Genomic DNA, 12,760 nt, shown 5'->3' with positions numbered 1-12,760 from the left:
CCTTGTGGCAAACGTAATGAGCCTGGGAACCTGTGAAAACAGGATATTAAGGTTGGAAAACCTTAAGAATCCCCGTCTCTTTAGAGCGGGGAGTGTCAACAGATATGTATAATGACGATCTCAGTGTAATCGATATAGAGGAAGAGCTAGAAAGCCCTCTGGATGCCTTAGAGTCTGTTGATTCCGACTCAGAAGTCGAAAAACCCGATCCAGACGAAATGCTAGCCCTATTGACTGCTCCTGAAAAATCGCAGCAAATCCTGGCAACAAGAGCATTTTGCGAAATTCAGGATGAGCGGGCTATTCCTCTTTTAATTAACCTTTTGACTGATGCTTGCCCTTTAATGCGGGTGAGTACCGCCTATGCTCTGGGGAGAAATCCAAGTCCCGCAGCAGTGGAACCCTTAATTAACCAGCTTAACCGGGATTGGAATGGTTATGTCCGGAAAGGGGTGGTTTGGGCATTGGGAAATTGTCGGGATCGTCGTGCATTACCATCTTTAATTGATGCGCTGAAAACTGATATCTCCGCAGTACGTTTGTGGGCTGCAAGTTCTCTGGCACAGATGGGGATGTTGGAGTATCAGGATATGGTAGCATCGATTCCGCCCTTGATTACTGCCCTCAAGCAAGATCCCATGGCAGCAGTGCGGAGTAATTGTGCTTGGTCTTTAGGACAATTATGTCGGGAAATGCCTTCTAATGCTATCTATGCTGGTGCTGTTGATGGCTTGATTGAAGCTTTTGCTGAAGATGAGGAAATGGGAGTGCGAGAAGATGCGAAGGCGGCACTTTTGAAATTGGGCGATCCTCGTGCTTTACAATTGATTGAGGCGATTGAGTTGGAAGGGTTTTTATAGATTTTTTTGATTTCCTGAAAGTTATTTGATTTGATATTAACTTTTTTTATGGAGAATGGCCTCGATAAACTATAATACGGACATATTTGTGGCTTGTAAAGCTAGTTTGATATTTATTTTGGTTTGATATTTGTTTAAGTCCAAATCTAATGCTAATGATCTAGCAGAAAATGGCTTTAAAGATAAATAAATTATCGATTTAGCTGAATAATATGGAGAGAATTAAATGGTTAGTTTAGTTGAATTTACTGCCAAAGTTAAACAAGGAATTATTGAAATTCCCGAAGAATACCAAACTAATTTAACTGATGGAAGCGAGGTGAAAGTCGCGATTAGTTTGCAAAATGAACAAGGGCGAGAGTTAAGTTTAATGGATCGATTAGCACAAAATCCCATTAGTGTTAAAGGTTTAGCAAAACTAACAAGAGATGAAATTAACTATAGATAATAATGAATAATCAAACAATATTTATAGATTCTAATCTCTGGTTATATCGCTTTTTGGAGGCACAGATTAAAAATCACTCAAACCTATTACCAGCAAGCTTTTCAGACTTTGCGACAACCTCAAAAAAACTTAAATGGCTGCAAACCCTTGCAGAATAAGGAATACAGCCATTAATTTTGAAGCATCTGAAAAAACACCTACTGGTTGTCGCAACTTGCGGCCAAAGACTGTTTCGCTTCACTCGCCACTTGCTCAACAGTATCATTCGCCAACGCCTCTAAAGTAGCTCGCACTTCTGCTCCTCCCAGTCTAGCCAAAGCTTGCACCACTCGATAGCGAATTTGCCAGTCAGAATTAGTGGCAAAAGGAATTAAAATGGGGATGGCACGGGTATCTCCCAATTCTCCGAAAGAACTAATTGCCGCCGTTTGCACTAGTTCAATTGGGGAGGTGAGTGCTTCCTCTAGAAGTGGAAAGGCACGTAAATCCCCAAGTTCTCCCAATGTAGCAATAATACTGAACTGGACGAGCCACTCCGGAGTTTGGTGATAGAGCTGCTGCAAATCCTCAAAGGCTTCTGTCAGTTTCAATGCGCCTAAGACATCAGCGGCTGCTGCTTGGACATCTGGCTCTGAGTCATTAAAAAGGCGATCGCGTAATATTGCTAATGTAGCTGGTAAATCCCGATCTCCGATGGTATCGAGTTGGCTGATTGCGGCATATCTGACGCGAGCATTACTATCGGTTAGTACAGGTTGAATTAGCTCGAATGCCACTGATGCGTCTAGTTGACGTAGTTGATTGATACCAGTAATGCGATCGTTAAATTTCTCAGATTTTAGCAATTCTTGGACAGATTCACGAGTTATAGTCATTTGTTATTTGTTATTTGTTGTTTGTTGTTTGTTGTTTGTTGTTTGTTGTTTGTTGTTTGTGATGGAATAGGGAATGGGGAATGGGGAGTAGGCAATAGAAATTTTTGTTAGCCATTAGCTATTAGCCATTAGCCATTAGCCATTTTACTCTTCTAATTCAGCTACCATTGCCCGTATAATATCTGCGGGAGTAAGGATACCAATTACTTTCCCTTCATCATCAATTACCATGAGACGGCGGATTGACTTTTCCTGCATTAGCTTGGCAGCTTTCCGTAATGATTGATCCGGCTTGACGCTAATGGGGTGACTAGTCATTACCTCACCAACAGTTTGTCCTAAAGCCTTATGGAGTTCTTGATCGTAACGGGCAGGGTTTTCCAAGTAAATAACACTATCGAGAAATACGATATAAACTGGGGGTTCCACACCCGTTTCTTGCCAAAGCAAGTCAGTTTCTGAAATCACACCCACTAATTTACCAGCTTCATCCACTACTGGTAACCCACTAATCCTGCGTTCGGCAAGTATTTTCATCGCCTCTTTGATTGGGGTTTCAGGGTTCACCACAATGGGGTTGCGGCTCATGATATCGGCAACGATTTTAGTCATATTCTGGGGCTTTCTTCTTTTCTGAGTTATGGACTCGATCAGACATCTCCAAAAATCCATGTGGGGCAGGCATATCACCTGCCTTTAAGAATCTTTTCTGGAGATATCTATTGAATCATTCCTCATACTTATCACAATTGAGGATACTTACCTTTCGATAAGTTGAATAACTTTACATATTAGTTGTGTAGCGGGGAAACGGAGTAAACCGGAATCCAGTGTTTCCACTTCTCCTTTGTACCATCTACGCTGATAAATTATAAATTTTTATAAATTATCCTCCTGCGAGTCAATACTCAATCTAGAGAATTAGTAGATTTAATAGTCAATCCATAGAGAGGAAAGTTTATGTTAGAGTTTTTTAGGGTTAATCCTTCATCAGTTAGGCTTTTATGGATAAGTTTTGGGCAGAGATTGTCGATTTTGCCAGAGAAACCGCTAACCACGTCGGTACTCGCCTCCTCCCGGATTTCCGGCAGGTACAAGCATCCCAAAAAGATGATGGTAGCTTAGTCACGCAAGCGGATCGTTGGGCGGATGAGGCAATTCGGGATGCGATTTCTGCTCATTTTCCCAGTCATGGTATCTTGAGCGAGGAGGGGCAACACGAGTTTCCGGATACGGAATGGTGCTGGGTAATCGATCCCTTGGATGGCACTACCAACTTCACGCGGGGAATTCCCATCTGGGGAATTTCCCTAGGATTACTTTATCACGGCACACCAGTCTTTGGTTATGTCCATTTTCCACCCATTGGGCAATCCTTTCATGGCTTTTGGTATGGAGAATCAGGCTTAACTGGGTTACCACTGGGTGCATTTATGAATCAATTTCCGATTCACAGTAGCCCAGATGAACTCAGTAGCAATCACTTTTTTAACCTTTGCTCTCGAAGTGTGTCATTTTTGCAACAACCGTTCCCCTGTAAAATTCGGATGTTAGGTGTTGCCAGTTATAACTTTATCACTGTAGCGACAGGTGCTGTTCTCGGCGGTGTGGAAGCAACACCGAAAATTTGGGATATTGCTGGAGCTTGGGTAATTGTCCAAGCAGCAGGTGGTATTTGGGTTCCCCTAGAATCAGAACCAATTTTTCCTCTAGAAGTAGGAAAAGATTACAGTCAGCGGAAGTTTCCCACTCTAGTTGCCAGTAATTCTGAATTGGTAAATCTGTTCAAACCATTCCTCAAAATTGAGTAGGTTATAGCTCGAAAGTTCAGAAATTGAGCCTAATATAGACTCCAGCTCAATCCCTGTAAATTCATAACTCTTAGCACAGGCGCGACAAAATCAATAAACATCTCCCAAAATTCACGTAGAGCAGGCATCCTGCCTGCCGGGTGAGCATCTTTATTGGAGAAATATAAATGTTATTCTGTTATTTGTTGCCGATCGATTAGAAAAACGCCTGTAAAGATAGTCTAATCGCAATTAACCCAAGGAGATCCTAATTCAGCATGTCTTACGAACAAGAAAAGCAGGTAGCGATTGAGGCAGCACTAGCAGCAGCCAAATTGTGTGAAAAAGTTCGCACCGAAAGAGTGCCCGAATCTATTGAAAAAAGCGATAAAAGTCCAGTAACCGTCGCTGATTTTGGCTCTCAGGCAGTTATCTGCCGCGCAATCGCCGCAGCCTTTCCCAATGACTTGGTAATAGGGGAAGAAAATGCCGCCGAATTACGGCAACCAACTATGGCAAACCAACTTGCCCAAGTCACTAGCTATGTCCAATCTGTGGTGGGTGATGTCACTTCTGATGACGTATTAAACTGGATCGATCGCGGTAATAGTGAGATTGGAGAACGCTATTGGACACTAGATCCGATTGATGGCACAAAAGGGTTCCTACGTCAAGATCAATATGCAGTGGCTTTGGCTTTGGTAGAATTGGGTGAAGTGAAACTGGGAGTATTAGCTTGTCCAGCACTGCCTGTAGATTTAGATCGACCTGATGGGGAAAAGGGAGTATTATTTGTAGCAGTACGCGGTGAAGGGGCAACGATGATGCCTCTGTCTGGTGGGGAAGCCCAACCCATTCGTGTCACAGCGGCAGATGATGTAGCAAATATGCGCTTTGTCGAGAGTGTAGAATCAGGACATGGAGATCATGGAAGACAAGATGCCATTGCAAAAGCAGTCGGAATTACAGCATCTTCATTGCGGATGGATTCTCAAGCTAAGTATGGCGCAGTAGCTTCAGGGCGTGCCGCACTTTACCTCCGTTTACCCTCACCCAAGACTCCCGACTATCGAGAAAAGATTTGGGATCATGCAGCAGGAACAATTGTAGTTGAAGAAGCAGGCGGGCGCGTTACAGATATGTACGGCAAACCACTGAATTTTTCTCTCAGTGCCAAACTAGTTGAGAATCAGGGCGTAATTGTCAGTAGTGGTGCAATTCACGATACGGTTTTAGCTGCTTTAAGTAGTGGCGGTTAATCAAAACAGAGCTTACGCAAAATCTCTATATGTATGGTGTGTTGTAGCGCAGCGCACCTGAGTAGCGTAGGGTGCGTTGCGCTACAACGGACCTGAGTCAGATGATAGTCGTGATATACAGCTTCCATCAGATATAGCACTCGCCAAGGCGCTTAGGACAAGGGGATCTCAGCCCCTTGTTAAAATTTACGCTTCTGAGAATGTCCTAACCGCTGTGGCGGTTGCTATATTTGACATGTTTAACAGAAGTGGTGCGTTGCGCCAAGGCGACAACGCACCCTACCCAATAAATTACCTTCTAATTCCTCAATGCCTCCCAATGATAACGAATGTGGTCTTCAATAAAAGAAGCAATAAAATAGTAACTGTGATTATATTCTGGTTGCAATCGCAACGTCAGAGCTACGCCAGCCTTTTCGCAAGCTTGGGCAAATATAAGAGGTAGTAATTGCTCTTTTTCAAGAAAAGGATCGTCTGTGCCTTGGTCAATTAGAATCGGACGTTTATAACCAATACTTAATACTAATTCACTAGCATCATAAAGTTTCCAGCTTTCTGGATCGGAGCCTAAATAATGAGTAAAAGCTTTTTGCCCCCAAGGAGAATGGATTGGTGCAGTAATAGGAGCAAAGGCGGAAACTGATTTATATAGATCCGGATTTCTCAAAGCACAAATTAATGCACCGTGCCCCCCCATAGAATGACCAAATATCCCTTGTCGCTCAATGTCAATCGGAAAATATTCGGCAATAATGGACGACAATTCCTCAACAATGTAGCTGTACATTTGGTAATGTGCCGCCCAAGGTTGAACAGTAGCATCCACATAAAAACCCGCACCCGTACCCAAATCCCACTCATCATCCTCACCTGGAATTCCCGTATCGCGAGGGCTAGTATCTGGTGCTACTAGCATTAACCCATATTTAGCAGCAAATTGCTGTGCCCCAGATTTTGCCATAAAGTTTTCTTCATTACAGGTTAAACCAGATAGGAAATAGACAACAGGGAGTCGTCTTTCGGATGCTTGGGGGGGAAGGTAAACAGAAAACCGCATTTTACCTTTACATGTCTGAGACTGGTGAGTGTAAAAGCCGACTTTCCCGCCGAAGCATCGATTTTCGGAGACTAGTTTAGGGGCTGTATCCATGGGTTTGGTTTGTGGAGATTTCTAGTAGAGGCAGGTATTAGAGTTAAAAACTCTATTTTCTCACAGGCGGGCTATGGCTTGCCATATATACTTTTAAGCAGGTGGGGGATTCAAGTTACCATAAAACAGAGATACAGTAGCAGGAGCGAGTAGTGGTAGTTAAGCCAGAGTGGTTGCGAGTCAAAGCCCCCCAGTGGGAGCGCGTTGGCAACGTTAAAGAAATATTGCGGGATTTAGCTCTCAATACCGTATGTGAGGAAGCCTCTTGTCCCAATATCGGAGAATGCTTTAATGCTGGTACAGCTACCTTTTTAATTATGGGGCCTGCTTGCACCCGCGCTTGTCCCTATTGTGATATTGATTTTGAGAAAAAGCCTCAACCTCTCGATTATACTGAACCGACACGCCTAGCGGAAGCGGTGCGGCGGCTGAAATTAAACCATGTGGTGATTACTTCGGTGAATCGGGATGATTTGCCTGATGGTGGTGCTTCTCAGTTTGTGCGCTGTATTGAAGGGATTCGGGCTGTCTCCCCCCATACGACTATTGAAGTTTTGATTCCCGATTTGTGTGGTAATTGGGATGCCCTAGAAATTATTATCCAAAGTAAACCTGAAGTACTTAACCACAATACCGAAACTATACCCCGACTCTATCGGCGAGTACGCCCTCAAGGAGATTATCTGCGATCGCTCGAACTCCTGCAACGTACCCAGGATTTAGCGCCTTCGATTTATACTAAATCTGGCATTATGGCGGGATTGGGAGAAACTGACAGCGAAATCCGGGAAGTAATGGCGGATTTACGGGGAGTAAGTTGCGATATCCTGACGATTGGACAATATTTACAACCGAGTCAAAAGCATTTGGGTGTTGCTGATTTCATCACACCACAACAGTTTGATAGTTGGCGAGAATTCGGTGAATCTTTAGGATTTTTGCAGGTAGTTTCTTCTCCCCTGACTCGTAGCTCCTATCATGCGGAAGAAGTGCGGAAGTTGATGAGGCTTTATCCTCGGTAGAAATGGGGAGTGGGTAATTGGTAATGGGGAAAGAGGAGGAGTTAAAACAATTTATTCCTTGTCCCCCTTGTCTCCCTTGTCTCCCTTGTCTCCCTTGTCTCCCTTGTCTCCCTTGTCTCCTCCTCCCTAGCCCCTAGCCCATAACTGCATAAGGTACAAATCGCCAGAGGAATATCCTCCTAGACAGTTAAGGATTGATTTTTGCTACAACAGTGATAGCTTCTAGGGGATAGAAACATGGTTCAACGTCAATCGCAGGCTACGAGATATTTTGGCACTGTAATCGAACTACTACGCGATCGCTCCTTATTCCTTGCAGAAATCCGCCAAGGTATCAAATTAGACAGTAAGATTACAGCACTTCTCATCTGTAGTTCAATCTTTTTTGCTACTTATGGTGGGATTATTGGCTCCTTCAATAGTTGGGAGCAAGCATTATCTTCAGGAATTAAGCTACCAGCCCTTTACTTAATCACCCTCATCATTTGTTTCCCCACCTTATACTTCTTTAACATATTATTTGGCTCGCGCAAAAGCTTTGGACAGCATTTTGCTATGCTTCTGACAGCGGTGTCAGTAATTAGTGTCTTACTATTCAGCTTTGCGCCAATTACTCTATTTTTCCTGATTTCCACCAATAACTATCAGTTTTATAAGGTTTTGAATGTTGCCATTTTTTCCATCACAGGCTTTATTGGGATCAAGTTTCTTTATGAAGGAATGCGGCTTTTGTCGGTAGAGGATACAGATGGATTGGATACTCGGATGAATATTTTGCGGTTTTGGCTAATTCTTTACGCCTTTGTTGGTACGCAGTTAGCATGGACTTTGCGCCCCTTCTTTGGCAATCCCGGTAGTAAATTTGAGCTATTTCGGGAGATGCAGGGCAATTTTTACCTTGATATTGTTAAAGCTGTTGGGGAAATTTTAGGTTTTCATTAATCGATTTTAGGCATTAACAAAGCCTTGGCGATTGGAAATCGCAGCTACACAAACATAGTCTGCCTGCGCAGACTAATAAATCCAGCGAGGATAAAAACATGGTTCAACGTCAATCTCAGGCTACGAGATACTTTACCACTGTAATCGAACTACTGCGCGATCGCAGTTTATTCCTTGACGAGATTCGCCAAGGTATCAAATTAGACAGTAAGGTTACAGCGCTTCTCATCTGTAGTTCGATCTTTTTTGCTACTTATGGTGGGATTATTGGCTCCTTTCATAGTTGGCAGCAGGCATTATCTTCAGGGATAAAGCTACCAGGGCTTTACCTAATTACTCTAATTATTTGTTTCCCCACATTATACTTTTTTAACGTATTATTTGGCTCGCGCAAAAGTTTTGGGCAGTATTTTGCGATGCTGATAACGGCGGTTTCGGTAATTAGCGTGTTACTCTTCAGTTTTGCCCCAATATCTCTGTTTTTCCTCATATCTACTAATAACTATCAGTTTTTTGTCTTGTTAAATGTGGCTGTTTTTAGCATCACAGGCTTTATTGGTGTAAAATTCCTTTATCAAGGAATACGGATGCTATCCCAAGACGATGAGGAAGGACAAGAAACCCGGATGAGTATTTTACAGTTTTGGTTAATTCTTTATGCTTTTGTTGGTACGCAGTTAGCATGGACTTTGCGTCCATTTTTTGGTAATCCAGGAACGGAATTTGTGCTATTTCGCGAGATGGAAGGAAACTTTTATTTGAGTTTGATGCAAGCAATTGGACAAATTTTAGGTATTCGTTAATTAGTGTCGCCAATCATCATACAGCAGATTGCAGGTTTATGAAGTATACCCCAGAAACCCGGTTTCTTTAAGAAACCGGGTTTCTCTGTACCTCACATACCTAGAAAGAGCTGTAAAATATGAGATATAGCGGGTTTTAACTTGTAGTTATTTTTGATTGGATAAATTTGTCCCCATTCCCCACTCCCCTCATCTTCTCGGATTGTGTGACTGAATCAACAACCCTTCAGGAGAATAGATTTCCACCCGGATTCCGGAATTATTGCTAATCGCTTGCAGAGCTTTCTCTAATATCGATATCTGATTCACAACACTAGAATGAGTTCTAATATCTCCCTTAGATTGAGCTTCAAATGCCTTTTTTTGCATCGTTTTAACATAAGCGGGAGCCAACCTAATTTTGATAATTTTATTAGTAATCGCAAAGGTACAAATTGGGTTTTTTACTCCACAGGTTTGAGTTAAATCTTTGCGAGCTTGTTGGACTTTAACTGCCAAAAATAACTGTCCTTGGGCTTGATTTAAAGCTCCTTGGTAGGGTTTAATTAGTGCCTGAGCTTTGCGATAGTAATAAGTGTTACGAGGAACTTGTCTGACATAAGTCAAGGCATTGCGCCAGTGAACTAATGCCACGGACCATTGATTATCAGATTGAGAATCGGTGGCGAGTTGAGCTAGATTCACTCCTCGAGTGTAGGCGTTGGCGGAAAATTGTTCCTCGGTTTTGCGATTGCGAGCATGAGTTATATGAGGTACATAGAGGGACAATAACTGTTGAGCCTCGTTGTATGATGTCGTACCTTGGGGAATCTGCTTGATGCGGAGGGTTGCAGTTTGCCAGGTAGCATAGACAAGTTGCCAGTCAGATAATGATTGAGCGATACCTTGACGTACTGCTGCCATTTGAGCGGCTTGTTTGACTGATACCAGAGTTGCCTTTGCCTGTCGCTCTGCGAGGAGTCGCCGCTCAGTTTGGGCTAAATTAGCTTTATAGGCTTTAATTTTTTGTTTCGCTAGGGGATGAAGCTTACTATTTCTGGGTACTTCTTCTAGTTGTGCGATCGCTTCTCTCCATAGACTCGCTATTGCAATCCACTCTGACTCTGAATGAGGGGGATTTTGGCTATTATAACCTGCTCTGGCGGCTATTTTCAGGGCATTAACTGCCTCATCAACGGTTTCTGACTGAGCCTGATAGGTTTTGAGTAGATCTTGAGCTTGGGTATAATAGCTAGACCAAGGCGGAATCGGTTCTAGTAATGCGATTGCATTTTCTAACTCTCCTTGGGCTTCTAGCACAGCTTTGCCCGATTCCGGTTTAGCCAGAGTTTTTAAGGACTTTTGATTTAATTTTTGCGCGACTGGAATTGACAGACATTTCCCCATCGCGCAGGGACGACTGAGTAGATAAAGAGTGCTACAGAAAAATACTAAACTTAATCCGACACCTGCTACCAGAAAAGGCTGCCAATAGCCTTTCACTTGGGATGTCCCCGGTTTTCGGGTTGTCGCAGGTGTCTGTGCGGATTCAGTATCAGAATCTGACTCGGTATTTACCCCACGCCAAGAGTAGGCATAACCCTCTTCATGTGTGGGTATCTCAGTACTTTCGGCAGATTCAGTTTCTGGCGAGTTGCCAAACAGAGGCTCTACTGTGGTAGATTCTGCTGGACTGAGGGTGTCTGAGGATAGAGGGACTTGTGTTACCGTTGTCATCTTTGGGACCTCCTGGAGACTCTCGCTAAACCTGTAATCAGGTTAGCGATGAGAGGAAAGGAGGGGAAAGGTCTATGCAACATAAGATTAATTCTAAATTGAAACACTCATTGCAGGTTTTTTGATTGGAAACCTACAAAACCAACTGGGAGCAACTTCTCTACACGATCGTATGTTACTTTTAATTAGTTAGAACTGTTCAGCTCCCCATCCCGGAGCTTTTTGGGCTGCTCTAAGGACAAAAGCAGCTAACTTTTCGATTTGTTCCTGCGGCATCCAAGTTTCCGGTACTCGGCGGCAGAAAAAACTTTCCATAGTGCCATCGTAGGTCATGGGTTCCCTCATGAAAGCGACTAACCCGTTAATATTATCGCGGGGGGGAGTAGCACCTGCTAACCTATCCAATGCCAGAGACTCTGTTGGATTGGGTAATGTCGCTCCTCCAACATGACAATTTAAGCAATGATTTTGAAATAGTTCTTTGCCAGCAGATAAATCTTCTGGTGAGAATTCCTTCGTCTGTCCCTGTCCATCTAGATCCAGGGCGACTGGCTCTATCACCCTTAAATATTGTCTAACATATTTGTCGATCCCGGCATGAGCAGGTGAGCTGACAGTCAAGAGGCTCATGTAGATGAATAAAACCAGCAACAGACAGCGAGTTGAGCGGAATAATTGACGTAGCATTTACTATTGAAAGTGATTTTAAACTATGGTAGCGGTTTTCACAGATGAAGGATGAAGTATGAAGGGTTAAGGGTTAAGGGGAAAGATTAAAACTATTTTTTATTTAATTCTTCAACCTTCAGCCTTCAACCTTCAGCCTTCAGCCTTCAGCCTTCAGCCTCCAACCTTCAACCTCCAACCTTCAACCTTCAACCTTCAACCTTCAGGTAATTAGCGCACGGCTTTACCACCGCCCCATAAATCCCCCTGGACTTTGGGCTGAATCAAGATATGTCCGGAAACTGCATAGAGGTCATCTTCTGAGAAATTTCTCATCTCTGTAAAGATATCAGCACTCTTTATGCTGGGGTGGAATTCGCTAATCTCGTATTCCCCGTCATAACTCATGGGATTTTTCAAGAAGTCCACAATGGCTTCGATGCTATCCCGTGGGGGGAACGCCAAAGCCAGAGCTTCACCGCCCAAATCCACATTGGGATCAGTTTTCGTCTCTCCCTGAGCGTGACATTGGGCACAGGTATCGTTAAATATGCGTTTACCTTCCTTGATTTGTTCCAGGCTGACGACAACTGTATCCCCGGCTGCGTTTAATTTCACGGTACGGGTGGCTTCGTCAAGTTCAATTGCTGCTACATTTTGGACTGCCAGTTGAAAGGCAAAGAATAATGTCGCTACAGCAAGCAAGATTAATCGCTTCATTCTTGGTTCTCCTTTAAAAATTTGGCTCGTGGGTTTTTAATGCTCGACACGGCACTGAATCAATCTTTACCCTATCCTCTACTTCTAGGGGCATTCCAGTCAACCAAACTGTTGGGGTCTAAAGACTCTTTGTCCAGGGATGCTATCCTCAAAAGGTATTGGTTTGGGTGTAATATTCCCCCAAATTATGGTTGACAGATGGTAGGTTAATCGCTATTTTCCCTACTCTCCGGCGTAACTATCCCTTGTCTTTGAGACAAAACCTTAGAAATAACTGCTTTCGCATCCTCCAAGGCAAGGTTAGTTTCTTGAGTTTTGTAAGCAATGCCCAATTGCTCGCATAATTGACAAACCTCCCCAACGGGAAGGTCATATTCGGCGGCAATATCCGCAATCGACAGGTCTGCAAACCCCATAACACTCGGCTAACTGAAGAAAGATTAAGTCACTGCATTAATATGATGCCACTGTTGCGACCTCTTTCCTTAATGAGTTAGGGAGTGGGGAGT

The 12,760-nt window shown here is 43.4% G+C and carries 14 protein-coding genes; 7 read left to right on the top strand and 7 right to left on the bottom strand.

Annotated features, from left to right (window positions below):
• The first annotated feature begins 104 nt into the window (after nucleotides 1-104).
• Nucleotides 105-860 carry a HEAT repeat domain-containing protein gene (locus tag NJ959_RS16925; protein ID WP_254012915.1) on the top strand — a complete coding sequence of 252 codons (756 nt, stop codon included), beginning with the start codon at nucleotides 105-107 and terminating at the stop codon, nucleotides 858-860.
• A 226-nt stretch (nucleotides 861-1,086) separates the two neighbouring features.
• Nucleotides 1,087-1,308: a hypothetical protein gene (locus NJ959_RS16920; protein ID WP_254012914.1), complete on the top strand. Its 222-nt coding sequence runs from the start codon at nucleotides 1,087-1,089 to the stop codon at nucleotides 1,306-1,308.
• 197 nt (nucleotides 1,309-1,505) lie between these two features.
• On the opposite strand, the gene nblB is transcribed toward NJ959_RS16920, so the two are convergent.
• Together nblB and NJ959_RS16910 are read right to left on the bottom strand one after the other, a co-directional pair.
• Entirely contained in the window at nucleotides 1,506-2,183 is a 678-nt protein-coding gene (gene nblB, locus NJ959_RS16915; protein ID WP_254012913.1) for a phycobilisome degradation protein NblB, read from the bottom strand.
• A 144-nt stretch (nucleotides 2,184-2,327) separates the two neighbouring features.
• On the bottom strand, nucleotides 2,328-2,795 hold the full coding sequence (locus NJ959_RS16910; RefSeq protein WP_254012912.1) for a CBS domain-containing protein: 468 nt from the start codon (nucleotides 2,793-2,795) through the stop codon (nucleotides 2,328-2,330).
• 392 nt (nucleotides 2,796-3,187) lie between these two features.
• On the opposite strand from NJ959_RS16910, the gene NJ959_RS16905 reads away from it, so the two are divergent.
• Both NJ959_RS16905 and NJ959_RS16900 read left to right on the top strand, forming a co-directional pair.
• Nucleotides 3,188-3,994: an inositol monophosphatase family protein gene (locus tag NJ959_RS16905; RefSeq protein ID WP_254012911.1), complete on the top strand. Its 807-nt coding sequence runs from the start codon at nucleotides 3,188-3,190 to the stop codon at nucleotides 3,992-3,994.
• A 257-nt stretch (nucleotides 3,995-4,251) separates the two neighbouring features.
• Entirely contained in the window at nucleotides 4,252-5,232 is a 981-nt protein-coding gene (locus NJ959_RS16900; protein WP_254012910.1) for a 3'(2'),5'-bisphosphate nucleotidase, read from the top strand.
• A gap of 298 nt (nucleotides 5,233-5,530) precedes the next feature.
• Here the strand turns inward: NJ959_RS16900 and fghA are convergent, their stop codons facing one another.
• Nucleotides 5,531-6,382: an S-formylglutathione hydrolase gene (gene fghA, locus NJ959_RS16895; protein WP_254012909.1), complete on the bottom strand. Its 852-nt coding sequence runs from the start codon at nucleotides 6,380-6,382 to the stop codon at nucleotides 5,531-5,533.
• 152 nt (nucleotides 6,383-6,534) lie between these two features.
• On the opposite strand from fghA, the gene lipA reads away from it, so the two are divergent.
• From lipA to NJ959_RS16880, 3 genes are all read left to right on the top strand, one after another.
• Nucleotides 6,535-7,404 (top strand): lipoyl synthase, encoded by an 870-nt coding sequence (lipA, locus tag NJ959_RS16890; protein WP_254012908.1) that lies wholly within the window; start codon nucleotides 6,535-6,537, stop codon nucleotides 7,402-7,404.
• Between the two features lie 237 nt (nucleotides 7,405-7,641).
• A complete protein-coding gene (locus NJ959_RS16885; protein WP_254012907.1) occupies nucleotides 7,642-8,346 on the top strand; it encodes an actin-binding WH2 domain-containing protein in 705 nt (234 codons plus the stop codon).
• Between the two features lie 98 nt (nucleotides 8,347-8,444).
• On the top strand, nucleotides 8,445-9,149 hold the full coding sequence (locus NJ959_RS16880; protein WP_254012906.1) for an actin-binding WH2 domain-containing protein: 705 nt from the start codon (nucleotides 8,445-8,447) through the stop codon (nucleotides 9,147-9,149).
• A 189-nt stretch (nucleotides 9,150-9,338) separates the two neighbouring features.
• On the opposite strand, the gene NJ959_RS16875 is transcribed toward NJ959_RS16880, so the two are convergent.
• The 4 genes from NJ959_RS16875 to NJ959_RS16860 form a co-directional block, all read right to left on the bottom strand.
• Nucleotides 9,339-10,865 carry a hypothetical protein gene (locus NJ959_RS16875; protein WP_254012905.1) on the bottom strand — a complete coding sequence of 509 codons (1,527 nt, stop codon included), beginning with the start codon at nucleotides 10,863-10,865 and terminating at the stop codon, nucleotides 9,339-9,341.
• A gap of 189 nt (nucleotides 10,866-11,054) precedes the next feature.
• Entirely contained in the window at nucleotides 11,055-11,552 is a 498-nt protein-coding gene (gene psbV2 / locus NJ959_RS16870; protein ID WP_254012904.1) for a photosystem II cytochrome PsbV2, read from the bottom strand.
• Nucleotides 11,553-11,762: 210 nt separating this feature from the next.
• On the bottom strand, nucleotides 11,763-12,251 hold the full coding sequence (psbV, locus tag NJ959_RS16865; protein ID WP_254012903.1) for a photosystem II cytochrome c-550: 489 nt from the start codon (nucleotides 12,249-12,251) through the stop codon (nucleotides 11,763-11,765).
• Between the two features lie 206 nt (nucleotides 12,252-12,457).
• A complete protein-coding gene (locus tag NJ959_RS16860; RefSeq protein WP_254012902.1) occupies nucleotides 12,458-12,667 on the bottom strand; it encodes a translation initiation factor IF-2 in 210 nt (69 codons plus the stop codon).
• Nucleotides 12,668-12,760: the final 93 nt, after the last annotated feature.

This window comes from Limnofasciculus baicalensis BBK-W-15, assembly GCF_024178385.1.
Taxonomy (GTDB): Bacteria; Cyanobacteriota; Cyanobacteriia; order Cyanobacteriales; family Coleofasciculaceae; genus Limnofasciculus; species Limnofasciculus baicalensis.
The sequence above is the reverse complement of the archived record's forward strand: the minus strand, read 5'-3'. Positions and strand labels throughout refer to the sequence as shown.

Bases quoted from the DNA above. Each gene is read 5' to 3' on its own strand.
- NJ959_RS16905 (WP_254012911.1), top strand. From the start codon at position 3,188: ATGGATAAGTTTTGGGCAGAGATTGTCGATTTTGCCAGAGAAACCGCT.
- psbV2 (WP_254012904.1), bottom strand. From the start codon at position 11,552: ATGCTACGTCAATTATTCCGCTCAACTCGCTGTCTGTTGCTGGTTTTA.
- NJ959_RS16925 (WP_254012915.1), top strand. From the start codon at position 105: ATGTATAATGACGATCTCAGTGTAATCGATATAGAGGAAGAGCTAGAA.
- NJ959_RS16900 (WP_254012910.1), top strand. From the start codon at position 4,252: ATGTCTTACGAACAAGAAAAGCAGGTAGCGATTGAGGCAGCACTAGCA.
- NJ959_RS16885 (WP_254012907.1), top strand. From the start codon at position 7,642: ATGGTTCAACGTCAATCGCAGGCTACGAGATATTTTGGCACTGTAATC.
- NJ959_RS16875 (WP_254012905.1), bottom strand. From the start codon at position 10,865: ATGACAACGGTAACACAAGTCCCTCTATCCTCAGACACCCTCAGTCCA.
- fghA (WP_254012909.1), bottom strand. From the start codon at position 6,382: ATGGATACAGCCCCTAAACTAGTCTCCGAAAATCGATGCTTCGGCGGG.
- NJ959_RS16920 (WP_254012914.1), top strand. From the start codon at position 1,087: ATGGTTAGTTTAGTTGAATTTACTGCCAAAGTTAAACAAGGAATTATT.
- nblB (WP_254012913.1), bottom strand. From the start codon at position 2,183: ATGACTATAACTCGTGAATCTGTCCAAGAATTGCTAAAATCTGAGAAA.
- NJ959_RS16910 (WP_254012912.1), bottom strand. From the start codon at position 2,795: ATGACTAAAATCGTTGCCGATATCATGAGCCGCAACCCCATTGTGGTG.
- psbV (WP_254012903.1), bottom strand. From the start codon at position 12,251: ATGAAGCGATTAATCTTGCTTGCTGTAGCGACATTATTCTTTGCCTTT.
- NJ959_RS16860 (WP_254012902.1), bottom strand. From the start codon at position 12,667: ATGGGGTTTGCAGACCTGTCGATTGCGGATATTGCCGCCGAATATGAC.
- NJ959_RS16880 (WP_254012906.1), top strand. From the start codon at position 8,445: ATGGTTCAACGTCAATCTCAGGCTACGAGATACTTTACCACTGTAATC.